Here is a 25,194-nt window from a genome sequence, read left to right as displayed (position 1 = left end):
TTAATTGACCACTAATAATCCCAATCGATGATGATCATGGCGGAAAATAACATGTTGGCGCAAGCGCACTTCCAAGTTATGGTCCAGCACTTCCAGGCGGCAATGGGCGGCATTGACCTGAATCGCTTCATACAGCTCCGATTCGTTTGCAATCGCGATGCCGTTTACTTTGCGGATGACTTCTCCGCGCAATAAGCCCATTTTGTCAGCAGGAGAACCCGGCAAAACATCGACAATCATAACCCCTTGGGACTGCGGTGTTACGGCATAATTGCCGCTGCGTTCCTTCAATGAGAAGTGGATCGTGATGGCTATGCGTCCGATTACTCCGACTGCCAGCGCCGCTGCGGCCAGGGGCTGCCACAATAATGCAGCCAAAGCGACAACGACGATGCTGATTCCTAAAGTGGAAACGGCTTTACCAACCAGAGGATAAAGATAAACCGGCAATGTCCGCTGCGAGCGCCCTAAGAAACCAAAGACGAACGGGAAGAGAATCAGTGAAAAGCTGGTTTCACCAATCGGCAATTGAGGCCAAAAAGGTGCATACGAATCAATCAAAGTGCCTGGCACCACCAATAGAATCGGCAATAGCCATAAGCGCTTCGAGATATAAGCTGCAGCTTTAAGGCCGCGGCCTGATTTATGCAACCGGGGTGAAGCAGCTTCTGCAGCAGCTTTATCGATCATCTTACCTTCTGCAAAGACCAGTGCTCCTGCAATCAGGGCTACTGGAATCAGCCATTGGAAAGCAAACTCCGTTCCTTCAAACCTGAATAACCCGAAATTCAATGACCAATCTTTGGCATCAAATAGCCAACTCAGCAATACAGCTGCTGAAGCCAAATAAACGAATGACCCGGCCCGGTAAAAAGTAGTCGCCATCAGCAGAATGGAAACGATCCCCAAGGCAATCAGCCAACCCATCGGCACAACCAATCCGATTCCTGCAAACAGCACAGAGTAGACGAGGGCATACAGCCAGCCATCTTTTAACAGCCGTTTAAATTCGGTCAATCCATAGACAATCCGAATCCTGAACATTTTCCGTTCTTTTTTTACTCGATAATATCCCAACAGCACTGCGGCAAGCAATGCTATATATAAAACCGGATTTACAAAAAATCTTCCAATCGCTAATATTAAATCCATTATCACTATACTTACACCTTCCTATCACCGGCAATTGACGCTATCTCTCATTGTAACAAAGAAAACCGGCTTTCTGCACTTCTTTTTCAGTTAAACGAATGCGGAACCCAATTGCTCTAAAATATCTTCAATGCCTTCAATTCCTGCAGACAGCCGGACCACTTGGCGTGTAACGCCAATTTTTTCTTTTTCTGCTGCTGAAAGAGCTCGATGCGAAGTCCCATACGGATAAGAGACAGTCGTCTCCACACCTGCCAGCGTCGGCACAATCTTTATCCAGCCGAGTGATGAAAAGAATTTTGAGATATCCATCGTTTCCGGCAGTTCAAAGGATACGATCGCCCCTATTCCTGGATACCAGACACGGGCTTTGCCTTCCAAAAATGCAGCAATCGCTTGCGCATTTTCTGTTTGGGCCTTCATTCGAAGAGCCAAGGTCTTGATGCCGCGAATCGTCAGCCATGCTTCAAAAGGGCTCAGATTCAGGCCTAAATTCACCACGCGTTTTTCTGCAATGCTGATCAATTCTGCATCTCCCACTAAAACGCCTGCTGTGACGTCGCTGTGGCCTCCAAGATACTTTGTTGCACTGTGAGCAACCAAATCTGCACCAAGGGAATAAGGTGTCATTGTGTATGGCGTAGCAAAGGTATTGTCGATCATGACCCGGACACCATAATGTCGTTTCAGCTGGCAAAGAACTTCAATATCTTCCAACCGCAAAAATGGATTGGTGATGGATTCACTGAAAATCAACTTGACTTCAGGAAAATCAATTAAAATTTGCTCGATATCGCCAATATTTGAAAAATCGGCGAAATGAACCTGAATTCCCATCAGGACCAGTTCTTCCTTCAATAAGTGAAATGTTCCGCCATAAACATCTTGAGCGGCCAAAATATGGTCACCAGTTTTTACAACCGCCAGAATTCCGGCTAGAATCGCTGAGGTTCCTGAAGATGCGGAAACCCCTTTCGGAGCCAACTCCAAATCAGCAACAGTTTGGCCGAGGGCATCAGTGTTGGGATTTGCTGTGCGTGAATACAGATACGTGCCATTGCCTTCATAATAGCCTTCAAGCTCTTCCAAAGAAGCAAAAGAAAATGCGGAAGTTTGGTAAAGCGGCATAACTTTCGATTGGATTGTCCGTTCTTTCATTGTTGCTGTGTGGACTGATTTCGTTTCAATTGACGCCATTATTCCATCTCCTATTCCAATTCTGCGATTAGTTGTTCCATCATCGATTCATCCATCGGACCCACCACTTTATTTTGAATGCGCCCTTCTGTATCAATCATGTACGAGGTCGGGATGGAAACTGTCTGATAGGCAGAACCTACATCGCCAGTTTCATCCATCGGAATCAGAAATTCCAATCCGAACTCTTCTACAAACTCTTCAATTTTCTCAAGACCTTTATCCTCAGTCGTTAAATTGACTGCCAAGATCACAACATTTTCATCTTCAGCCTGCTCTTCATAATAGGTTTGCATGTGCGGCATTTCTGCTCTGCAAGGAGGGCACCAGGTAGCCCAGAAATTCAGCAGCACTTTCTTCCCTTTATAATCCGACAGCTTGACCTCTTCACCATCCAGGGTAGTCAACTGAAAATCAGGAGCCTTTTCTCCTTTAGCCAACCCTTCATCTGTTGGCAAAAAATCCACATCACTGCCAAGAGCCATTGTATCGAGCGCTTCAGATTCCGCCATATTGTTCTTAACGGCCCCTATAACGACAAGCGCTATCATAACAGCAAGCACCAATAAGCCGATTATCTTTTTAGGCATCTGTTATTCACTCCATTCAAGTTTCATCATACGATAAATCGGGCAGTTTGTTCCACTAAGTTTATTTGGAAATGTGACAGAATGAAAGGAATGTAAAAAAACAGCCGACATTAGATGCCGGCTGTCCTGAACTTATAATGAAATGTAGCTCGCAGGGTTCACTGCGTTAGTCCGTCCGCCGTTCCAAGGTCCAACATGGATTTCGAAATGCAGGTGATCCCCGAATGATCGTCCGGTATTCCCCATTCCACCTATGTTTTGTCCCTGTGATACCTGTTGTCCAACTGACACGCCAATTGAATTCAGATGTGCATATACAGTTGCATGCGTCTGGCCATTAATCGAATGGGTGATGATGATTACGTTGCCGTAACCCCCCATTGAGCCGGCATAGGATACAAATCCGTTTGCGGCTGCCACAATTGTGGTGCCTTTGCTGTTGGCAATATCTACGCCCTGGTGAAACTCTTGACCAGAACCAATATCGCGCCAGCCGAATTTAGAAGTAAAACGGCCGGCTGTCGGTCGGATAAACCCAGCACTTGCATTAACGGCAACTGCTGGTTCCGGTGCGCTGTACGCTGGAGCCGGGGCTGGGGTGCTTGTTGCAACAGGAGCACTTGGAGCTTCAGACTTGCTGGCTGCTTTTTTTGAAGCTGCTTGGTCTGCTGCCACTTTCTCCGATGCTGCTTGCTCTGCCGCTGCCCGTTCTGAGGCTACACGCTCAGCTGCTGCTTTTTCTGCTGCTGCTTTTTCTGCTGCCGCACGTTCTGCAGCCAGCTTGCGCAAGCGCTCTTCTTCAGCTTTTCTTGCCAATTCTGCAAGCCGCGCTTGTTCATCGGCAATTTTTGTTTGCAATTCCGCACTTACGTCAATCGTTTCTTCGCGCTGCTGGACAAGCGTGGTCTTTTCTTTCGCTAAACGTTCCTGCTCAGCTGTCAGGTCATTTACAAGGCCTGCCTGCTCAGCTTTCTGTCCATCCAATGATTTCTTAAGATTGACAAGTTCTGCACGGCGTTGTTCCTGCTCAGCAAGTTTTGTTTCAACTTGCGCTTTTTGTTCACCCAACAGCTTTTTGTCTTCTGCTTGTTCGTTCATGATTTCACGATCTGCATCAATCAGGGTATTTACTGCCGAAAAACGGTCAATAAAGTCAACAAAACTATTGGCACCCAACAATACGTCTATGTAATCCACAGAGCCGCCGCTCAATTGGATGGCACGTGCACGTTCTTGAAGCAACTCTGTACGTTCAGCGATTTTTCTTTCCAACTCTTCGATGGATTCCTTCAGTTCATCAATTTCAACGATCGTCTGATCGATTTCACCTTGAACTCCATTAATTTTCGACTGGTTTTCCTGCATTTTGTTCTCCAGCTCCTGGATCTTAGCCATGATGCTTTCCAGTGTGGATTGGTTCTGGTTCATCTCAGTGGATTTTTCACTGATTCCAGAGTTTAATTCATTTTCTTTTTGTTCTATTTTCTGCTGCTCTTGCTGCAATTCACTTAATGTATCAGCGTTTGCTGTTGGAATCAACAACGTTAGTGCTAATACAGATGAAACACCAGTCAACAACCATTTCGACTTCGAGTTCAAGTTCAAGTTCGTGATCCCCTTTCGGCTTTACGCTCTTTTTCTATCTCTGTCTTCTCTATTGCATTTTAAACGGCCTGAAGCTATTATAGGACAGCTGCAGGCCGGTTCTTACTCTATATTATACTCGTAAAAATTTCCGGATTGACATGAAACTTCCCCAGATGCCGATAAATACACCCATTAATAGGATCAAGGCACTTACCTGATAGATGAACGGAGTAAACTCCAATAGCTGGAACAGTTCTCCACTCAAGCGGGGCTCTGCAAATTCGGTTACCTTACTGTAAAGCAATGCTACTAGGCCAATCGGAATGAGAGAGCCCAATATTCCAAGCCACATGCCTTCCAAAATAAATGGAATGCGGACGAACCAGTTTGTAGCACCCACTAATTTCATGATTTCGATTTCACGGCGCCTTGCGACAATGGTGATTCGAATGGTATTCGAAATCAGGAACATGGCGGTGAACAACAAGGCCAGGATTAAGATCAGCCCTACGTTTCTTCCGGCGTTCAGGAAGTTAAAGAGCTTCTCAATTTTGCCTTCACCGTATTTGACGTCCTCTATATTCTCGAAAGCCGCAATATCTGTGGCTACTTTCTCGGTTTGCTGTGGCTCAACTGCTTTTACATAAAAAACATCGAACAATGGATTGCTTTGTTCGAATAAGCTTAACTCATCCCCGAAATCAAGGACTAAGTCAGTCAGTTCTTCTTCTTTTGTCGAGAAGTCAGTAGATTCTACACCTGGCATTTCAATAATCCGTGATTCCAGGTTCTGTACCGTCTCTTCTGTAGCATCCAATGAAACAAACACTTTGATTTCAACATCATTTTCGAGATCATCTGCCACTTTATTGAGGTTCATCATGATGAGAACAAATACTCCGACCAACAATAACGTTACTGTTACAGCACTTACAGATGCAAATGTCATCCAGCTGTTGCGGCCGATGCTTTTAAAGCTTTCCTTAAAATGGCGCATCATAGTTCTAGCCTTCATAGCCGTAGTCACCTCCAGCTACATCGCGGACAATTAAGCCGCCTTCTATTGCGATTACACGATGTCTCCGCGTGTTAACGATCTGTTGATTGTGGGTTGCCATAATAACGGTGGTTCCTGCTTTGTTGATGCGCTCAAACAAGTTCATAATGTCCCATGCTGTTTCAGGATCAAGATTTCCTGTTGGCTCATCTGCAATCATCACTTTTGGCATGTTGACGATAGACCGGGCGATGGATACACGTTGCTGTTCTCCACCGGATAATTCTGTCGGAAACATTTTAGCTTTATGTTTCAATCCGACCAAATCCAATACTTCCATGACACGTTTTTTGATGTCAGCGGGCTTTTCTTCAATTACCTCCAGCGCAAATGCTACATTCTCATAGACATTCAACTTTGTCAGCAATTTGAAATCCTGAAACACAACGCCAATCTGTCGGCGCAGCATTGGGACTTTTCGGTTCTTCAATGTCGCTATGTCAATATCATCAACGAACATTTGACCAGAGGATGGCCGTTCTTCACGATACATCATTTTGATGAATGTGGATTTCCCTGCACCACTCGGGCCTACGATATATACGAATTCCCCTTGTTCGATTTCAACGTTGAGACCGTTCAAGGCGACAATTCCATTCGGATACTTTTTGTAGACGTTCTTCATTTGAATCATTTTATTACCCACCTATTAGTAATTGGCTTACGCCAAAATTATTTCCTTGGATTTTTGCAGCAAACTTATTATAACACCTTAAACATATATTTTTATTACATTTCTGTATCATTTGGAATTCAAATTGAATAATCTGAACTATAAGAAAAATTAATTTTGTAGATAGTAATCTATTAATTTAATTCCATATTATTCCGTCCTAATAATAAAAAAGTATTAATTCGCTCTATATTTTATCAAAAAAATAAACCTGCTGTTTAGCAGGTTTATTTCATAGCGGCTAAGTATTCTGCGACTGCAACTGCTTCTTCGCCTTCGATGATGTTAGCTGGCATTGCACCTTGTCCGTTTTCAATGACCGAAAGGATCTCATCTTGTGACAAACGGGATCCTACATCATTTAAAGCCGGGAAGTTGCCCGCACCTTCCAGGTTTTCACCATGGCAGGAAATGCAATTCTGTTGAACGACTTGCTCGGCATCAATTGTTGCCGTTTCTCCGCCACTTTCAGCAGGTGTTTCTTCTGGAGTTTCTTCTGGAGTTTCTTCTGGAGTTTCTGCCGGTTCCGTTGTTTCTTCTCCGCCACATGCACCTAGTATAAGCGTTGCACCGAATAACATCGCCATCAATTGCTTTTTCATTTCGCGACCTCCTCTTATCAAATGTTTCTTCCTATTACAGTATACCAAAGTTATGGGCGTTTAAAACCCTCGCCCAAAACTTCGGAGGCATCTGACACGATAACAAAGGCAGCAGGGTCTATTAATTTCACCAATTGTTTCAATCTGGTAAATTCCGTTTGAGGAATGACCACCATCAACAACGGCTTTTCTGTTCCTGAATAGCCGCCGGTCGCAGTCAATTCCGTTACACCGCGGTCGACTTCCTCATAGATGGCGTCCCGGATTTCCATCTGCTTGTTAGTGATGATATAAACCAGTTTTGATTGGCCGAATCCCACTTGGACCAAGTCGATGGTTTTCGTCGTAACGTACAGGCCGATCAATGCGTAAAGACCTTTTTCAATATCGAAGACCAGTGCTGCAGCCAATACGATAAAGCCATCAATCATTGCGACACTTGTGCCAAGGGTGAAGCCCGTGTACTTGGTAATAATCTGTGCAGCCAGGTCTGTTCCACCGGTGGATGCTTTACCGCGGAAGACAATCCCCAGTCCAAGCCCCACCATGATCCCTCCGAACAAAGCACCAAGTAACGGATCCTCTGTCCAAGGCTCCCATGACTCTGTCAAAAATACGACAAAGGGCAAAAAGACTGTACCGATAGCTGTTTTAATCCCGAAATTCTTTCCTAATAAAATCAATCCTGCAATAAACAACGGAATATTGAAAGCCCATTGAACAAATGCCGGCTTCCATTCAAATAAACCTTTCAGAATGGTGCTGATGCCGCTTACGCCTCCAGAAGCCACTTCGTTCGGCAATAAAAATACGTTGAAGGAAATAGCCACAATCGCCGATCCGATAATAACGCTGGCGTAGTCCAGGAACAAGGTCAGCAATGGATGTGGAGCTTTGCGGATACGTCGATTTTTTTTAGTCATCTGTTTTTCTTCCTCTTCTCTCTACTGTTCAGTTAAACCCTGTCAGAGTATACCAAAGGCGTAGGGCTTTGTGAACTTCATCCGGCTAAAGCAAGCCTGCACCGGGCAGATTAGAAACGGTCCGTTAGCAATATGCTAACGGACCGTTTCTGAAAAGCTGCAGAATAGAAGTCTTATCATTCTCCAACTTTTTCTATTCCATTTTCGAGCGCAATAAGGAATTGATGAATCCATCAATATCGCCATCCATGACAGCGCCTAAATTACCGGTTTCATAGTTGGTCCGGTGGTCTTTGACCATTGAATAGGGATGGAATACATACGAACGGATTTGGCTTCCCCATCCGATTTCTTTTTGTTCTCCGCGAATTTCAAGAAGGCGTGCTTCTTCTTCTTCGATTTTAAGTGCATACAATTTTGCTTTCAGCATTTGCATCGCTTTTTCGCGGTTCTTGATTTGTGAACGTTCCTGTTGGCATGTCACGACAGCACCGGTTGGAAGGTGCGTGATGCGGACAGCGGAATCCGTGGTATTGATATGCTGTCCACCCGCGCCACTTGCCCGGTACGTATCAACTTTCAAATCTTCCGTACGGATATCGATTTCAATTTCACCTGTGAATTCCGGCATCACTTCGCACGAAACAAACGAAGTATGGCGGCGCCCAGAAGAATCGAAAGGCGAAATCCGGACTAAGCGGTGAACGCCTTTTTCAGCTTTCAAATACCCGTAGGCATTATGTCCACGAATCCCAAGCGTGACGGATTTGACTCCGGCTTCGTCGCCTGCCAGGTAATCAAGCGTCTCTACTTTAAAACCACGCTTTTCTGCCCATCGCGTATACATGCGCAACAGCATTGAACACCAATCCTGAGACTCTGTTCCGCCGGCGCCGGGATGCAATTCCAGAATGGCATTGTTTTTATCGTAAGGCCCGCTCAGCAGCATGGTCAGTTCGTAATCTGCCAGCTTCGAGATGAATTGCTTCATTTCCTTGTCGACGTCTTCATGTAAATCATGATCATCTTCTTCTCTAAGAAGTTCCAATGACATCTCCATGCTTTCCTGTGTTTCCATGAAATCGTAATAGGTATTGACGATTTCCTTCAATCCGTTCAGTTCTGAAATGACAATCTGTGCCGATTCCTGGTCATTCCAAAAATCCGGGTCCATCATCATTTCATCTAATTCCTGTATGCGGGATTCTTTGTTCTCTAAGTCAAAGAGACCCCCTAAAGTCCGCCAACTTGCTGGCTGATTTGTCGAGATTGTTACGGATGTCTGCTAATTCCATCATCATATGTTCCTCCTCAAAATAACACCGAAGAGCATGTGCTCTTCGGTATTTTCACACTCTCTTATGAAGCTGTCCCGTGGCAATTCTTGTATTTCTTGCCGCTGCCGCACGGGCAAAGATCGTTACGGCCAACTTCCATATCCTTGCGGACAGGCACCTTTTTCTTTTTCGGAGCCGGTCCGTCTTCTTTCGGATTGACCGCCTGGCCTTTCGCCACTTCTTCGCGCTCAAGATTATTGCGGATTTCAGCTTTCATCGAATACTTCGCGACATCTTCCTCGATTGCTTCAACCATTGCCTCGAACATCGCAAACCCTTCGCTTTGGTACTCACGAAGTGGATCGTTTTGTCCATAAGCACGCAAATGGATTCCTTGGCGCAGCTGATCCATTGCATCAATGTGGTCAATCCATTTTGTATCAATAGAGCGAAGAAGAACCACTTTTTCGAACTCCCGCATGCGATCTGGCGTCATTTCGATTTCTTTTTCATCGTAATGCTTCGTTACAGCTTCTTTAATGAAAGCAATAAGCTCTTCTTGGGATTTCCCTTGAAGATCCGCTTCAGTCACTGTATTCTCTGGAAGAAGATTTGCTGAAATCAATTCAGAAAGTGATTTCAGGTGCCAGTTTTCCGGCTTTTCTTCTATAGTATGCGTAGAGACCATCCGTTCAATTGAACTGTTGATCATGTTTTCAACCAATGTACGCATATTTTCGGTTTCCAGAACTTCCATACGTTCTTTATAGATGATTTCGCGTTGTTGGCGAAGAACATCATCGTATTGAAGCAGGCGTTTCCGAGCATCGAAGTTGTTGCCTTCCACCCGTTTTTGCGCTGATTCTACAGAACGTGTCACCATTTTTGATTGCAATGGCTGTGAATCGTCCATTCCCAATTTGCCCATCATAGCACGCATGGCATCTGATCCGAATCGGCGCATCAAGTCATCTTCAAGAGACAGATAGAATTGTGTGACGCCTGGGTCACCTTGTCGGCCTGAACGTCCACGCAGCTGATTATCAATTCGGCGGGATTCGTGGCGTTCTGTACCGATGACCGCAAGACCCCCTGCTTCAATGACGCCTTCACCAAGTTTAATGTCTGTTCCTCGACCAGCCATGTTGGTGGCAATCGTCACAGAACCTTTTTGGCCGGCATTTAAAATAATTTCCGCTTCATGCGCGTGATTCTTCGCATTTAATACAGAATGTTTGATGCCTTTTTTCGACAAATACTCCGAAATGATTTCTGATGTCTCAATGGCTACAGTACCGACCAGCACCGGCTGGCCTTTGGCATTGCGCTCTGCAATATCGTCTCCTACTGCTTTGTACTTGCCGGCAGTAGTCGAATAAATCAAATCCACATGGTCTTCACGGATGATCGGTTTATTGGTTGGAATCACAATGACATACATATTGTAGATATTGCGGAATTCTTCTTCTTCCGTCTTAGCTGTACCGGTCATACCAGACAATTTATCATACATCCGGAAATAGTTCTGGAAAGTGATGGTCGCCATCGTCATCGATTCATTTTGGATTTCCAGGCCTTCTTTGGCTTCAATTGCCTGATGCAGCCCATCCGAATACCGGCGTCCTTTCATTAAACGGCCCGTAAACTGATCGACAATGACAACTTCCTCATCCTGTACAACATAATCCACATCTTTGTGCATGGTAACATATGCTTTCAATGATTGATTGATCGTGTGGTTCAGACGAACATGGCTGATATCAAAAAGGTTATCGATGCCGAAAGCTTTCTCGACTTTTTCGATCCCTTCTTCTGTCAGAACAACCCCTTTGGTCGTTTCATCGTAGGTATAATCGGTATCTTTTCTCAACAGGCGCGCGAAGGCATTCGACTGCTGATACAATTGAGCTGCTTTGGCTGCCTGTCCTGAAATAATCAAAGGTGTCCGTGCTTCATCGATCAAGATGGAATCGACTTCATCGATTACTGCGTAATTCAATGGACGCTGAACCATATCTTCTTTGTAAAGCACCATATTATCCCGCAGGTAATCAAAGCCCAATTCGTTATTCGTACTATACGTGACGTCAGCCTGATAAGCTGTACGCTTTTCGTCTTTGGTCAAACTGTTTAAATTCAAGCCGACAGACAATCCTAGCCATTCATACAACTGGCCCATTTCCAAGGCATCACGGCTAGCCAAGTATTCGTTGACCGTTACCACATGAACCCCTTTTTTGCTGATGGCATTCAGGTAAACAGACAAGGTCGAAGTCAAAGTCTTACCTTCACCTGTTTTCATTTCTGAAATATTCCCTTCATGAAGGGATACAGCGCCCATAATCTGCACACGGAATGGGTACAGTCCGAGCACTCGTTTCGCTGCCTCCCGAATAGTTGCAAATGCTTCGGGCAGCAAGTCGTTCAGCGACTCACCTTTAGCATGGCGCTCTTTAAATTCTTCTGTCTTCGCCTGTAATGCTTCATCAGACAGTGCTGTAAAATCTGAAGCCAACGCCTCTACACGATCCGCCACTTTTTCCAATCGTTTCAAATCCCGTTTATTCGGATCAAATACCTTATTCAATACTCCTAGCATAATTATACCGCTCCCTGCGTAAGTGTCCGCCGGCATCTGACATACCGGATGATCGCTTTAGCTTTTATAGTGTCCAATTAAACGTTTTGGCTTAATGAACATATCTATCCAAATCTTCATCAGTCAATTCAAAAAAAATCTCACTATTCATTTTAACACTGCGCCCAAAAGCGTGCAAATAATGGCCTCAGCTATTCTATCGGCGCAAGCCTTAAATATGGTCTCTTCTATATTAAAACCATCCGATGCCAATGATGCCTTTAATTTTCGGTAAACGAAAAGCCTCTCGCTTGGAGAGGCTTTTCAGTCTGGCTATGTGATTTTAAAAATCGCATCATTTTTTATTGTGCGGACGTTTCGATTAAGCCGTAGCTTCCATCTTTTCGTTTGTAGACGATGTTTGTTTCATTGGATTCTGCATCTGTAAAGACGAAGAAATTATGTCCAAGCATGTTCATCTGCAATACTGCTTCTTCTTCATCCATCGGTTTCAAATCAAACTGCTTGGTACGGACGATTGTGAAATCCTCGTCGTCTTCTTCGGCTTCGTTTTGGTTGCGTGTATCATTTTCAGCAGTCGCAAATGAAACTCCCATGCCATCACGTTCGCGGAATTTGCGGTTTACTTTTGTTTTATACTTGCGGATTTGACGCTCCAGCTTGCTTACGATCAAATCTATTGCTGCATACATATCGTCATGCCGTTCTTCAGCACGTAATGTTAGGTTTTTCATCGGTATTGTAACTTCCACTTTTGTTTGGCTATGATTATATGATTTTAAGTTGACCATCGCGGTAGCATTCGCACCGTCTGTGAAATAGCGTTCAATCTTCTCGACTTTCTTTTCAATGTGGTCACGTATTGCGGGAGTTACCTCAATATTTTCGCCTCTGATGTTGAATTGCAACATGTTAACTCCTCCTTCTATATGTGCTACTTGTACACTTCTACATCTTCCCTTGTCTTTCCTCCTTAAAACCAAAAAAGTTTTAAGAAGATGAATTACAGGTAAACATTATGACAAGGAGATGAAGATTATGTTTACTGATAAAACCATCGTTATAACTGGTGCCTCCCAAGGCATCGGCAACAGTATCGCAACGCATTTTGCTGCTGAAAACGCACGTGTCATCGGATTGGATATCCAACCCATCGAACTGGAAGGCGTAGAATACCGAAAATGTGATGTCGGCAATTTTGATGAAGTCATGGCAGTATTCAAAAAAATCAATGAAGATTACGGTGCCATTCATGCTTTGATCAACAATGCTGGCATTTCTACCTTCAAGTCCATCTGGGACGTAGATGAACAGGAATGGGATCATGTGCTGGATACCAACCTGAAAAGTGTTTTCATCTGCAGCCGGGAAGCTGCACGCTATATGACAGAGGATATCCGCTCTATCATCAACATGACCTCAACCCGCGCATTCATGTCTGAACCCAATACCGAAACCTATTCGGCATCAAAAGGCGGCATCTACGCTTTGACCCATTCACTCGCAGCCACTTTCAGCGAAAAAGGAATTCGCGTCAACTCGATTGCGCCAGGTTGGATCCATACGGGAGACAAGGGAGAATTGCGCGATGTCGACCACCAACAGCATTGGAGCGGCCGTGTCGGAGAACCAGCCGACATCGCACGGGCCTGCCTGTTCCTAAGCAACCCGCAAAATTCGTTCATCACAGGAGAATGCCTGAACATCGACGGCGGCATGACACGGAAAATGATTTATGAACATTAGAATAGAAAAGCGGAAACGGCCGTTCAGCTCTGACAGGCATAAGACGCTCTGACGAAGCGGCGTCCTTTGCCGCATAGTCAGAGTGGCTTATGACCCGAGGAGCTGGCCGTTGGAGCTGGACACCAAGAAAAGCGGAAGCGCCCGTGTAGATTCGACCGGCATAAGACGCTCCGGCGAAGCGGCATTTCTTCAGCCGCACAGCTGGAGTGGCTTATGACCCTAGAATCTGGGCGCTGCAGCTGGACATCAAGAAAAGCGGAAGCAGCCATGCAGCTCTGCCAAACAATATCTCATGACGAAAAACCGGCCTAGGCCGGTTTTTTTAATTCAATTCTACTTCTTTCAACTCTCTGATTTCACTTAAAATCAGCATTTCCTTAATCGAATTGCGTTCAAAATCAGCACCGTAAATCCAGCCTTCCTCATACTGCTGTTTCCAGACGATCGTCGCATCTGCGGCGATCGTTTCATGATTCAGGACAAATTTCATGTTTACGTTTTTCCCTCCCGGTTTCAACTCTTTTTCGGAAAAGAGTTTTGCTCCTTTGGGGGAAATATCAAGCAATAAACAATATATTTCTGGAGACAACATTTGATCGTTAAGCGGATCCATCAATTGCAGGCATATTTCTGGCGGCGTACCAAAAGTATAGCGAAAACTTTCTGACCGTTTATAAAACATGGCTGTCCCTCCTAATTGTCCTTCTAGTATAAACCAACTGGCTATGCACGGATAAGCGTAAGGATTTTAATTTCTTTTGCGCCCTTCTCTTTCAGGACTTTAGCAGCCAAACGCACTGTACTCCCTGTCGTATATAAATCATCAAACAGCAATATTTTTTCAGGTACAGGCTGTCCATTCCACCAAAAAACGTTTTGCAACGCCATCCTCTCAGCCTTCGATTTTCCGCCCAGACCTACTTCATTTTTCCCAAGGCAATGTGCATAGGGTACTGAAGCTGCGTCAAGCAATAAATCAACTTGAGGGAAAGTACGTTCTTTCAATTTAATGTCATTCATCGGAATGGGAACAATCACCGACTTTTGCTTGCCGATTTCTTCTTTTAGAACAGCTGCAAAAACTTCAGACAATACCACGTCTTTTAAAAATTTATATTGATGCAGGTATTCTTTCATTGCGTGATTGTATCGATAGAGGCTTTTTCCCGAAGCAATCAATCCAGCATACTCAGTGGTTTCCCATTCGCTGCAATTAGCGCATTTCCCCTCTCCGGGCGCACTGCAGATTGGGCATCCTGCTGTAGTCCTTTCAAAGCTGTCACGGCAGCGCAGACAAATCACTTGTTCCAATTCATTAAAGAAAATACTTCGCCAACTTACCTGGGACGGCATGACCCGATCACATAAATAACAATTCATATTCCAGCCCCCTCGTTATAGGAAACTATCAACTTTTTTGCTTTATCCATCTGCCGGACAATGCCGTTGTGAAAAAATACGATTTCTCCATCAGGATAATCTTTTGATCTGCCTGTTCTTCCTGATATTTGAATCAATGCCGCAGCATCGAAGATAGGCTGATCTGCACCGACTACTGCAACTTGTACATCCGGAATCGTGATTCCACGCTCCAGAATCGTCGAAGTCAATACGCCAGGAATTTGCCTTTGACGCAGTTTCAGGACTTTTTCTTTTCTGTCCGGATCTTTGGAATGGACTGCCTCCATCGTTGGATGCTTTTTTTGAAATAAAACAATTGCCTGTTCAATGAGTTCAATCGTTGGCAAAAACACCAAAAAAGGCTCTTTCTTCTCTATTTTTTCATCTACCCAGTCAGCCAACTTTGACGGAATTTTCCCGTTTGCAAAATCCTTTTCATAATTCCATAAGGATCGAAACTTCGGAACAGGCAATGGATAGCCATGAAATCGCTGAAATATTTTTGATACATTGGGAACTTGTTTTAGTAATTTTTCTGAAGGAGTCGCGGATACATAAATGACAGGCGCTTCCTCCTTCTTGGCTTTTATGACAGCTCTTTTTAATGCCGGATCGTATGAATACGGAAACGCATCCGCCTCATCGACAATCATGACATCGAAGGCATCTTTGAATCGGTACAGCTGATGGGTGGTCGCGATGACCAACTGTGCAAAACCGGATTCTTCTGGAGAATTTCCATATAGGCTATGGATGATGGTGTTGGGAAAAACGGTTCGCAATCGTGGAGAAAGCTCCAACACCACATCTGTTCTGGGGGCTGCGATACAAACCCGCTGCCCCTTTTTTAACGCATCAAATATAGGAGGAAACAGCAATTCGGTTTTTCCGGCACCGCAAACAGCATATACAAGATGATCATTTTTTTGTAAGAGGCTTTTTTGAACTTCCAGTGAAGCTTGTTCCTGTAGTGGGGTTAGATTGCCATTCCATTGAAATGAATGGTTTTGAGGAAGATTCGTTGAGGGGAGCGCCCAGGTAATTAATTCCGTACAGGAACTAATGCGACCCATTTTAATGCAATGACGGCAATAATAACAGATTTTGTTGCACGCGGCGCAGAAAAAGGAAATAATTTTTTGCGGGGATTTTTCAAGACATCTGGCGCATTGCCTTCCGTCCAGCATTCCTTGACTGACACTGATGGAGCCTGTGGATATGGCTGTGTCCACGAGTTCTTTCGGAAATGGGGTAAAGTTTCTAAGCCAGATTCTGCCAGTCAAAAATTCTTCTAATTGATCCATTTGCATCCACCTTTCGATAGAGAAAAAGCCCCAGCAGGTTATTTCTTTACCCAACCAAGACCCATCGCTCCTTCTCCTAAATGTGTTCCAATAACCGGTCCAAAATAGGAAATTTCAAAATCCACTTCCGGGCACGCAACTTCCAGTTCCTCTTTCCATTGCTTTGCTTCTTCAGGACGGTTTGCATGAATAATTGTCGCTTGCCACTCTTGGCCATCTTTACTGTCTTCTTTTAACAAATCAACAATTCGATTCATCGCTTTTTTTCGTGTCCGAATTTTTTCAAAAGGGATGATGACTTTTTCCTGAAAATGCAAAATCGGTTTGATTTGTAGCATCCCGCCAACCAAGGCTTGTGCACTGGACAATCTTCCGCCGCGCTGCAGATGCTTCAGATCTTCCACCATGAAATAGGCGCGCAGAGAAGTTTTCATTTTGTTCAATTCAGCCAAAATCATTTGAGCATCAGCTCCATCTTCAGCCATTTCCGCAGCTTTAACCGCGTAAAACCCTTGCAAAGCACAGGTAAGCTCCGTATCAAAAGAATAGACTTTCACGCCATCTACCATTTCTGCCGCCTGCTTCGAACCTGCATAAGTCCCACTGATGCCACTGGACAAATGGATCGAGACAATTTCCTTGTGATCGGCTGAAAGTTTGTCATAAAGAGTAGTGAATTCCCCTAGTGGGGGCTGCGAAGTTTTCGGGAATTCTTCTTTCGCCTTATAGTAAAACTCTTTTTCGGTCAGTTCTGCTTCTTTAAAAGACTGGTTTCCGAATGTCACTTCCAGCGAGATCATATGAATATTCAACGTTTTGTGTGTTTCTTCAGGTAAATAAGATGTACTATCTGTTACAATTGCCGTTTTCAAGTTTAATCAGCCTCCTCTGCTAGTTTACCAAAAAAAGACTTAGAAAAGACATGAATGGAAAGGACATAATAAAAAAAATTTCCCGCATAAAGCGGGAAACCCCTTATTGATTACCGATAAAGTGAACACTTGTGACTTTCCATCCGTCATTCTCTTTTACAAATACGACGACCTGCCGGCCAGATTGTTCAATCGCATCATCCGAGTTCGCGTCCTTCATCTTTACATTGAGTGTCGCAAAAACCTCCGCGCGGTCTTCTTCGTATTTTACAATCGTTTTATCACTTGCTTCATATTGACTGTCGTAAGCTTCAAAAGCTTGTGCTAATGCCGCTTTATCTTCCTCACGATCAAAACCATCCGGATCCTGTGCAATGGTGTTCATATAACGATCAATATCTTCAGAATTGAATGCCGCGATATACTCATCGTAGGCTCCCAATAATTCACTCGCCTGTTCTTCAGGCACTTCCGCTTCTATGACATTTCCTTCATCATCTACTGTAAAGCCTACTTTTTCTTCCTTGTCTTCGTCAATGCCATGGTCGACTGCATTATTTTCATTAGCTGCATTGCCATCTTCTACTGTGTTTTCATTGACTGAAGGTTCTTCGGAATCCGAACAGGCAGCGAGCGCTAAAACAAGTCCTGCCGCAATAATCATTTTTTTCATCATGCATTCCTCCTGCGCTTCATTTTGCCATAGGCGGATAGCGAATACAATGAAGAAACTGTGTCATCTGCCAAAACGGAATTTTTTTCAGTTTTACGGTACACTAGGAGGTACAAATAAAGAGAAACTTCAATCAGTGGAGAGCTTCTTGATCCTCCACTGATTGTTAGTTGATCCAATCGGACTTTTACGGTCAATGGACCTCCCACCTGTATATGTGGGAGGCATACTGCCCGTTAAAGCGGGACAAAGGAGCGATCGCATGGAAAAAAGAGATGCACGACAGATACTGGAACAGAAAATGAAGGAAACGCGCCCTCAGTGGAGCCGTAAACAGCCTGCTCGCCCCAAGAAATACAAGTCGAGTATGCAAAAAGTCGAGAATTACGTAGTCCTGGACTTTGAAACTACCGGCCTGCGTCCAGGAAGCGATAAAATCATCCAAATCGGCGCTGTCAAATACATCAATCATGAACGCGAAGAAACCATGTACCTGATGGTCAATCCGGAATGTTTCATCTCCAGCACCATTACGCGGATTACCGGCATCACTAATCAGGACGTGGAAAATGCACCGGTTATAGAAGAAGTCGCGCATGAACTGATTGCGTTTATCGGCGGATTTCCGATTATTGCGCACAATGCCCCTTTTGATATGGGCTTCTTGTATGCGCTGGAGGAAATTACCCCCATTCCCGAATACACGGTCATCGATACAGTCAAACTGGCGAGAAAAGCTATTACCCAAACACCCAACCACAAATTGACTACATTGACTGCCTTTTTAAAACTGGAGCACGACGCCCACGACGCACTAGGCGATTGCCTGGCAACCGCAGCCATCTACCAATATTGTTACGATCGATTATAAAAAAAGACGGCGGATCTGCTTGTATGCAGATCCGCCGCTTTTTTTACTATCTTACTTCAACCCAGCCGTTTTTAATAGCAGTCACAACTGCCTGTGTCCGGTCATTTACCTGCATTTTTTGCAAGATGCTTGATACGTGGTTCTTAACTGTTTTTTCAGAGATGAACAAAGTCTCTCCGATGACGCGATTGCTTTGGCCATCTGTCAATAATTGAAGAACTTCACTTTCACGTTTTGTCAAAAGATGGTATGGACGGCGAATTTCCGTTTGATGGAAAGAGCCTTTGTTTTCGCGTTCGCTCAAACGACGGAATTCCATCACCAAATTACGGGTGACTTTCGGGTGTAGATAAGACCCGCCTTTTGCTACTACTTTAATCGCTTGAATAATTGCATCGGCATCCATTTCTTTAAGCATATAACCTAAAGCACCGGTTTTCAACGCGTGCGTCACATACGATTCATCATCGTGAATGGACAGCATAATGACTTTTGCATCAGGGAATTTCTCAATCAATTCGCCTGTAGCTTCGACACCATTTTTTTGTGGCATATTGATATCCATCAATACCACATCTGGCTGATTTTCTTCATATAATTTAAGGACTTCGTTGCCGTCTCCGCCTTCAGCAACGACTTCAAACGAACTTTCAAAATCCAGAATTCTTTTTACACCTTCACGAAATAATTGGTGATCATCAATAATAATAATTTTTGTCATTATGTCGTCCTCCTCGAATACCCTATCTTACATACCCTTTTTGAAAGGTATATGAAACATTAAGATTGTGCCGTTCCCAGGTGAGGAATTAATGAAAAAGTCACCTTCGACCAATTCGATTCTTTCTCTCATACCTGCTAATCCAAATGATTGGCTTTTTACAATCCCTTGATCAAAACCAGTTCCATTGTCAGTTACCATGATTTTCACTTGTTCTTGTTGCCATTTCATCTCAACTGTGATTTCAGTCGACTTGCCATGGCGGATTGCATTTGAAATTCCTTCTTGGACAAGACGGAAAATGGCGGTTTCGTACTTGTTAGGCAACCGCACTTCTTTCCCATTTGACTGAAACTCCATTTTGATTCCTTTGTTATACTCTTCAATAGTATCAATGTATTTCTTTAAAGTCGGGACCAGACCAAGATCATCAAGTGCCATTGGCCGTAAATCGTAAATGATTCTTCGTACTTCGGTAAGTGCCTGTCTCACCATATCCTTTAATGAAGTAATTTCCTGGAAAGCCAATTCAGGGCCTTTTTCACGATAGGTTCTCTCAATTAAATCTGAACGAAGCAGGACATTAGCCATCATTTGAGCAGGGCCATCATGAATTTCCCTTGAAAGGCGTTTTCTTTCCTCTTCTTGCGCTTCTATGATGCGAAGGCTATACTCCTGGCTTGACTTATTCTTGCCGATGGCTTCATCTACATTGTCAAAATCTGAAGTCAAATAACTTCTGGCGACATTGATTTGATTGACCAGACTTTCAGCCCGTTCTATCGTCTGAAGTAAAACCTGAAGCTTGCGCTGCAGTTTATCCCGCTTTTGCCGGTACTTTTTTTCTTCGTTGCGATTAAGGGATAATTGTACTTGAAGGTCATTTGCCTGCTCATACACTTGGCGAACCTGACTTTCAGTAAAAGAATTGAAAAATTGAGATACTTCAGCTAAACGCCTCCGAGCCGCACGCGTCTTCTCTTCCAAAATATCTCCGGCATCAATAACACGTGCAATATTCACTCGGACATCTTCCAGCTCATCTTTCATTTTTTCATAACTTTGGCGACTTTCTTCGCTAATGACGAAAATATCTTGTTTTGCCTGTTCCATTTCAGCTAACATTGCATCAAAAATAGAATCAGGGGCTTTTCCACCGATTTTCTTTGCCATTCTAAAACCGCCTTAGCTATACTGACTGTATCCAGGTATATTTCTTGCTTCTTTATACCTTGTCGGTTGTATTAAGTATATCACTATATACGCAAGACCATATTAAATATACGTTACAAATTATCTGATTTCATTTTACAACAGGAGGAGTCAAATTGCGAGAAAATTACACAACTGTAGGCGATTCTGCCAGTGCAGAAATACTTATCCAAAAATCCAGGTTCATCGGACATGCTGCTCGCGCAGAAACCGAACAGCAGGCGATTGAATTTATCAATTCAATCAAACTCCTTCACCGCTCAGCTACACATAATTGTTCCGCATACCTTATCGGAGAACACGACTCTGTTCAGAAAGCGAATGACGATGGAGAACCAAGCGGAACTGCCGGGTTTCCGATGCTGGAAGTTTTAAAGAAACAAGGCTTGAAAGACACGGTAATCGTGGTCACACGCTATTATGGCGGAATTAAGTTAGGCAGCGGCGGATTGATACGAGCTTACGGAAAAGCTGCATCAGCCGCGCTGGCAGCTGCTGGCATTGTCGAAAGAAAGCTCCATCACCTGATGAAAACTTCAATAGATTATACTTGGCTTGGCAAGCTGGAGAATGAAATCCGCCAATCTCCATACCCACTGGATCATCTTGAATATACCGAAGGCGTGGACCTCTACATTCATGTTCCAATTGAAAAAGAAGAAGAGTTTATCGAATGGATAAATGAAATGACAAATGGCCAAGCCGACATCAGCATAGCAGACAGTCAATTCCTTGAATTTAAAGCACCTTAATTCTTTTCATTTACGCATGGTAGAAATCACTGTATAATATCAACATCACAAGGAAAATGAATTTATTGGAATTAAGTTTTTATTCATAAGTGCAGCAATCATTGGGCGCTAATTAAGAAATTGGATGAATTCGAATTAATTACTCAGTAGGCCCATTCTCTATAGAGGAGCAATTAAATATGAACCGGAAAATTTATCGGAAAACCAAGTCAGACCGTAAACGAACCATTATTAAAGTTATCGCCACTTTAGCCGTTTCGGTGCTGATATGCCTCTCTGCCTATGGGATTTACTTGGTCAAAAAAGCGGAATCATCAGTGGATAATGCCTTTGAGCCCGTTGAAAACGACAATGGGCCGGTTGAACCGCTGACTGATAATATCTCCATTCTATTCATCGGGGTGGATGACAGCGAAGAACGGAATCAAAGTGACGACAATGTACGCTCTGATGCACTCGTTCTGGCGACATTGAACAATAAAGACAAATCCATTAAATTGGTGAGCATCCCGCGTGACACGTATACCTACATCCCGGACAGCGGAAAAGAAGATAAAATCACGCACGCCTATGCCTTTAACGGTCCAAGCTCGACTATCGAAAGTGTGGAAGAACTGTTGGATGTACCGGTCAATTATTACCTGCGCATGAATTTTGATGCCTTTATTGACGTCGTCGATGCGCTTGGTGGAATAAAAGTGGAAGTGCCCTATGATATTTCCGAACAAGATGAAAACGATTTACAAGATGCCATCGAATTAAAAGAAGGCATACAGTTTCTTGACGGCAGTGAAGCTCTTGCCCTTGCCAGAACACGCCATTACGATAACGACATCGAACGCGGCAAGCGCCAGCAGATGATTCTGGAATCCATCATGAACCGCGCATTATCGGTTGGATCAATCACCAAATACGGAGACGTCTTCGAAGCCGTGGGAGATAATATGAAAACCAATATGAAATTCCAGGACATGAGGGCATTGTTCGAATACGCCCAAAATGGCAAACCGGATATAGAGACCATTACGCTCGACGGTTATGACGACATGTCCACAGGAATTTATTACTGGAAACTGGAGGAAGAATCCCTGCTGGAAATCCAGGATGTCCTGCAAAGCCATCTGGGATTGAAACCCGATACATCCAATTTAACAATCAACGGAATCGACCAAGATATGGCAGGCGATTCCCTTGAAGACGAAACACCATAGTGAAAACTATGGTGTTTTTTTATATCCGGTCTTTTCTGCTCATAAAAAATTTTCGGCAAATAAAAAAGATTGAACCAAAAGCATTGTGCTCCGAGTTCAATCTTTTCATTTGCCGATCAATCGTACCAGATTTAACAAGGGGCGGTAATTCTTCCCTGCCAATCCCACTACTTCCACGAAAAGTTCTATTGCGACCAGCATGACGCTGATCAGCAAAATTCCTCCCCATAAGGTTGCTTGAGAAAACAAGAGTGCAGCCAGCCCAAACAAAGCTGCGATTCCATAAATGATTAAAACAGTTTGTTTATGGGAAAAGCCTATATTCAATAAACAGTGATGCAAATGGGATTTATCCGCTTCTGATATTGATTTCTTCTCACGCACTCGACGAACAATCGCAAAAAAGGTATCCGAAATCGGCACACCCAGCATAATGATTGGAATAATTAACGCTACGACCGTTACGTTCTTGAAGCCCATCAAGGCCAAAACGGAAATCATAAATCCTAGAAACAAAGCACCCGTGTCACCCATAAAGATTTTTGCGGGGTGAAAATTATAAACCAAAAATCCTGAGGTACTGGCTGCCAATAGAGCTGCCGTTGACATAACAAAGACATCGCCCATGATGAAAGCCATAACTGCTAAGGTCAATAAAGCAACCGTAGAAACACCGGCGGCCAATCCATCAAGACCATCAATCAGATTAATAGCATTCGTTATACCGACTATCCAGAGGATTGTTAATGGAATACTTAAGTAACCAAAATCCAGTACTCCGCCAAACGGAAGATTGATGAAGGAAATTTCGAGTCCGCCACCGACTACCACAATCCCTGCGGCGACCAACTGGCCAAGTAATTTAGCTTTCGCACTAATTTCGTAGATATCATCAAATACACCGGTGATGATGATCAATAAGGCACCTATAATAATAGCCGCTTCAATAGAAATAAATGAAGCTTCAATAGCATTAGATATCGGATCTTGGGGTTTCAATATAAAATATGCGATTAAAAATGAACCAAAAATGGCCAAACCACCTAATCGCGGCATAATCCTCGCATGAACTTTTCGATAGTTCGGACGGTCAACTGCACCTACACGAAAGGCAATGCGTTTGACAATCGGAGTCAGCACAATCGAAGCGATAAATGCCAAAACCATTGTAAGGTATAGCATATCTTTCCTCCTTAAAAACAATGATACATACATATCCATTTGTATTATAGCATGACTAAACAAGAAATAAAGAAAAATCCACCTATACTTAAAAGGCTCTTATGAATTGGACGACGCCCTTGAGATAAAGTTTCAACCAGCGTCTTTTTGTTGAGAAGAGCCTAAATTTTTCCGTTTTTTAAAAAGAAATTAAAACTAGACTTATGCTCTAAGTTTCTTTAATAAGCTCTGTTCTTTTTCCCCAGTTATTCCTGCCTTTAATTGAAAGTCTCCTTGGCCGCTGACCCATTCGAGCGTTTCTTTTGCAGACTGTTTAAGAGGCCGAAAGTTCAACCCCGCACTTTTCGCTTTTTCATTATCCGCCAGAATGAAACCAGCCGGAAAATCTTTTGAATAGGGAATCCAAAACGGCAATTCAAAAGCTTCCAACCCTTCTTCTATTAAATACTGATCATCTGCCCATACGGTTTCACATTCTTTGCCGGATACTCGCTGAGCAAACTCTTCCATAGAAACTGGATCGGCTGCGACATTGAATACTCCTGTCATCTTTTTCTCCAATTGCATGACTGTGAACCGGGCTAAATCTCTGGCATCAATCCACTGGACCTTTCTTTCCTTACTTCCTGGCAGTAAAACAGCGCCTTTATCATTTAATTTCAGTGCCCAGTAAGTAAACCGGTCTGTCGGGTCAAAAGGTCCGATCACGATGCCCGGCCGGATGACCAATGCCCTGTCTCCAATCTTTTCTTCAATCAGCTGTTCACACATTACTTTGAAAGGGCCATAGGTATCACCTGTAACCCGGTCGCCTTCGATGTTCTGTTGAAATACAGAAGAATTTTCTTTGACAGGCCCCGATGTGAAATCATTATATACAGAAATCGTAGAGATGAATGTGTAATGATCAGTTGTGATATTTTCAAGGATTGGCCGTAAATCTGCTGGTGTGTAAGCAGATGTATCCAATACAGCATCCCATTTTTCATCCCTCAGTTTTGCAGCGTCTTTTCTTCTGTCTCCTATAATTCTCTCCTGTTTTGGAAAGAGTGCGGGATTGCTTTTTCCCCGATTGAACAACACCACTTCATGCCCTTTAGCCAAAAGTTCCTCTGCCATATGTCTCCCTACAAAAGATGTGCCGCCGAGTACTAAAACTTTCATTTAACTGCTCCTTTATAAGTAGTTTTAATTACTTTAATAATTTATATATGATATATTGAATAAAATAGATTGAATTTTAACTTTTTAGGAGTGTTACTTAATATGGATAACTCTCTTCAACGCTATTCATTGAAGACGGACTGGACGCCTTGGGATGAAGCTGCTGTATTGAAGATGGATTATCAATCTCGTGCAGAGCTCGCGAAAACTATCAACTGCGAAGGATTGCTTGTTGATTTGTCGATGGACCAACATACTGAAGTAAGATTAAATGTTGCCCAAAACCTTCATACGCCTCTTCAGACATTGAAAAGGTTAAGCGAAGAAGATTTATGTATTACTATTAAAGATACCGCTAAAAAAACCTTGTTAAACCTTCCAGCCGCAAGGAATTGATCTCTTGATGTTTAGCTTCTGCCGCAAAAGGC

The 25,194-nt window shown here is 43.5% G+C and carries 25 protein-coding genes; 5 read left to right on the top strand and 20 right to left on the bottom strand.

The genetic code is table 11. The features are described from left to right. The 11 genes from AC1MEO_RS19015 to hpf all read right to left on the bottom strand — a co-directional run bounded on the left by AC1MEO_RS19015 (position 1) and on the right by hpf (position 12,568). Positions 1–1,152 (bottom strand): PDZ domain-containing protein, encoded by a 1,152-nt coding sequence (locus AC1MEO_RS19015; RefSeq protein ID WP_480336145.1) that lies wholly within the window; start codon positions 1,150–1,152, stop codon positions 1–3. Between the two features lie 90 nt (positions 1,153–1,242). Further along, complete coding sequence (locus AC1MEO_RS19010) at positions 1,243–2,349, bottom strand: trans-sulfuration enzyme family protein (protein WP_480333445.1); 1,107 nt, start codon at positions 2,347–2,349, stop codon at positions 1,243–1,245. An 11-nt stretch (positions 2,350–2,360) separates the two neighbouring features. Continuing rightward, complete coding sequence (locus tag AC1MEO_RS19005) at positions 2,361–2,939, bottom strand: peroxiredoxin family protein (protein WP_480333443.1); 579 nt, start codon at positions 2,937–2,939, stop codon at positions 2,361–2,363. Between the two features lie 132 nt (positions 2,940–3,071). Continuing rightward, positions 3,072–4,538, bottom strand: a complete 1,467-nt coding sequence (locus AC1MEO_RS19000) for a murein hydrolase activator EnvC family protein (RefSeq protein WP_480336144.1) — start codon at positions 4,536–4,538, stop codon at positions 3,072–3,074. A 118-nt stretch (positions 4,539–4,656) separates the two neighbouring features. Next, entirely contained in the window at positions 4,657–5,541 is an 885-nt protein-coding gene (gene ftsX, locus AC1MEO_RS18995) for a permease-like cell division protein FtsX (protein WP_480333441.1), read from the bottom strand. Then, positions 5,531–6,217, bottom strand: coding sequence for a cell division ATP-binding protein FtsE (ftsE, locus tag AC1MEO_RS18990; RefSeq protein WP_480333439.1), 687 nt, complete (start codon positions 6,215–6,217; stop codon positions 5,531–5,533). Before ftsE ends, ftsX begins: the two co-directional genes overlap by 11 nt. Before the next feature lie 266 nt (positions 6,218–6,483). Further along, positions 6,484–6,858, bottom strand: a complete 375-nt coding sequence (gene cccB, locus AC1MEO_RS18985; protein WP_480333437.1) for a cytochrome c551 — start codon at positions 6,856–6,858, stop codon at positions 6,484–6,486. A gap of 50 nt (positions 6,859–6,908) precedes the next feature. Continuing rightward, entirely contained in the window at positions 6,909–7,781 is an 873-nt protein-coding gene (locus AC1MEO_RS18980) for a YitT family protein (protein WP_480333435.1), read from the bottom strand. Positions 7,782–7,974: 193 nt separating this feature from the next. After that, positions 7,975–9,076, bottom strand: a protein-coding gene (gene prfB, locus AC1MEO_RS18975) for a peptide chain release factor 2 (RefSeq protein WP_480336143.1) whose coding sequence is annotated in 2 segments (ribosomal slippage) — positions 7,975–9,003 and positions 9,005–9,076 — 1,101 coding nt in all. Because the reading frame shifts where the segments join, the coding sequence is not laid out codon by codon here. Between the two features lie 64 nt (positions 9,077–9,140). After that, a complete protein-coding gene (secA, locus tag AC1MEO_RS18970; RefSeq protein ID WP_480333432.1) occupies positions 9,141–11,657 on the bottom strand; it encodes a preprotein translocase subunit SecA in 2,517 nt (838 codons plus the stop codon). 341 nt (positions 11,658–11,998) lie between these two features. After that, positions 11,999–12,568, bottom strand: a complete 570-nt coding sequence (gene hpf / locus AC1MEO_RS18965; protein ID WP_480333430.1) for a ribosome hibernation-promoting factor, HPF/YfiA family — start codon at positions 12,566–12,568, stop codon at positions 11,999–12,001. Between the two features lie 127 nt (positions 12,569–12,695). Between hpf and AC1MEO_RS18960 the strand changes: the two genes are divergently transcribed. Beyond that, positions 12,696–13,403, top strand: a complete 708-nt coding sequence (locus AC1MEO_RS18960; protein WP_480333428.1) for an SDR family NAD(P)-dependent oxidoreductase — start codon at positions 12,696–12,698, stop codon at positions 13,401–13,403. A gap of 322 nt (positions 13,404–13,725) precedes the next feature. Here the strand turns inward: AC1MEO_RS18960 and AC1MEO_RS18955 are convergent, their stop codons facing one another. The 5 genes from AC1MEO_RS18955 to AC1MEO_RS18935 all read right to left on the bottom strand — a co-directional run bounded on the left by AC1MEO_RS18955 (position 13,726) and on the right by AC1MEO_RS18935 (position 17,653). Continuing rightward, positions 13,726–14,085: a PilZ domain-containing protein gene (locus tag AC1MEO_RS18955; RefSeq protein ID WP_480333426.1), complete on the bottom strand. Its 360-nt coding sequence runs from the start codon at positions 14,083–14,085 to the stop codon at positions 13,726–13,728. Positions 14,086–14,126: 41 nt separating this feature from the next. Next, on the bottom strand, positions 14,127–14,783 hold the full coding sequence (locus AC1MEO_RS18950; protein WP_480333424.1) for a ComF family protein: 657 nt from the start codon (positions 14,781–14,783) through the stop codon (positions 14,127–14,129). After that, complete coding sequence (locus AC1MEO_RS18945; RefSeq protein WP_480333422.1) at positions 14,780–16,108, bottom strand: ATP-dependent helicase ComFA; 1,329 nt, start codon at positions 16,106–16,108, stop codon at positions 14,780–14,782. Before AC1MEO_RS18945 ends, AC1MEO_RS18950 begins: the two co-directional genes overlap by 4 nt. A gap of 38 nt (positions 16,109–16,146) precedes the next feature. Then, a complete protein-coding gene (locus AC1MEO_RS18940) occupies positions 16,147–16,980 on the bottom strand; it encodes a DegV family protein (protein WP_480333420.1) in 834 nt (277 codons plus the stop codon). Between the two features lie 103 nt (positions 16,981–17,083). Beyond that, positions 17,084–17,653, bottom strand: a complete 570-nt coding sequence (locus tag AC1MEO_RS18935) for a YybH family protein (protein ID WP_480333418.1) — start codon at positions 17,651–17,653, stop codon at positions 17,084–17,086. Between the two features lie 262 nt (positions 17,654–17,915). Between AC1MEO_RS18935 and AC1MEO_RS18930 the strand changes: the two genes are divergently transcribed. After that, complete coding sequence (locus AC1MEO_RS18930; protein WP_480333416.1) at positions 17,916–18,524, top strand: 3'-5' exonuclease; 609 nt, start codon at positions 17,916–17,918, stop codon at positions 18,522–18,524. Positions 18,525–18,570: 46 nt separating this feature from the next. On the opposite strand, the gene AC1MEO_RS18925 is transcribed toward AC1MEO_RS18930, so the two are convergent. Together AC1MEO_RS18925 and AC1MEO_RS18920 are read right to left on the bottom strand one after the other, a co-directional pair. Further along, positions 18,571–19,245: a response regulator gene (locus AC1MEO_RS18925; protein ID WP_480333414.1), complete on the bottom strand. Its 675-nt coding sequence runs from the start codon at positions 19,243–19,245 to the stop codon at positions 18,571–18,573. A 27-nt stretch (positions 19,246–19,272) separates the two neighbouring features. After that, positions 19,273–20,418: a sensor histidine kinase gene (locus tag AC1MEO_RS18920; protein ID WP_480333412.1), complete on the bottom strand. Its 1,146-nt coding sequence runs from the start codon at positions 20,416–20,418 to the stop codon at positions 19,273–19,275. 155 nt (positions 20,419–20,573) lie between these two features. On the opposite strand from AC1MEO_RS18920, the gene AC1MEO_RS18915 reads away from it, so the two are divergent. Beyond that, complete coding sequence (locus AC1MEO_RS18915; protein ID WP_480333410.1) at positions 20,574–21,209, top strand: YigZ family protein; 636 nt, start codon at positions 20,574–20,576, stop codon at positions 21,207–21,209. A gap of 179 nt (positions 21,210–21,388) precedes the next feature. Further along, complete coding sequence (locus AC1MEO_RS18910) at positions 21,389–22,420, top strand: LCP family protein (protein ID WP_480333408.1); 1,032 nt, start codon at positions 21,389–21,391, stop codon at positions 22,418–22,420. A gap of 105 nt (positions 22,421–22,525) precedes the next feature. Here AC1MEO_RS18910 and AC1MEO_RS18905 read toward each other — a convergent pair whose 3' ends face one another. Both AC1MEO_RS18905 and AC1MEO_RS18900 read right to left on the bottom strand, forming a co-directional pair. Further along, complete coding sequence (locus AC1MEO_RS18905) at positions 22,526–23,602, bottom strand: glycosyltransferase family 4 protein (RefSeq protein WP_480333406.1); 1,077 nt, start codon at positions 23,600–23,602, stop codon at positions 22,526–22,528. Between the two features lie 201 nt (positions 23,603–23,803). Beyond that, entirely contained in the window at positions 23,804–24,766 is a 963-nt protein-coding gene (locus AC1MEO_RS18900) for an NAD-dependent epimerase/dehydratase family protein (RefSeq protein ID WP_480333404.1), read from the bottom strand. A 102-nt stretch (positions 24,767–24,868) separates the two neighbouring features. On the opposite strand from AC1MEO_RS18900, the gene AC1MEO_RS18895 reads away from it, so the two are divergent. Then, positions 24,869–25,162 carry a hypothetical protein gene (locus tag AC1MEO_RS18895; RefSeq protein WP_480333402.1) on the top strand — a complete coding sequence of 98 codons (294 nt, stop codon included), beginning with the start codon at positions 24,869–24,871 and terminating at the stop codon, positions 25,160–25,162. Positions 25,163–25,194 lie beyond the last annotated feature (32 nt).

It is taken from the genome of Planococcus sp. BI3 (assembly GCF_056680115.1).
Note: the sequence above shows the minus strand (reverse complement) of the source record. Positions and strands in the feature narration are given on the sequence as shown.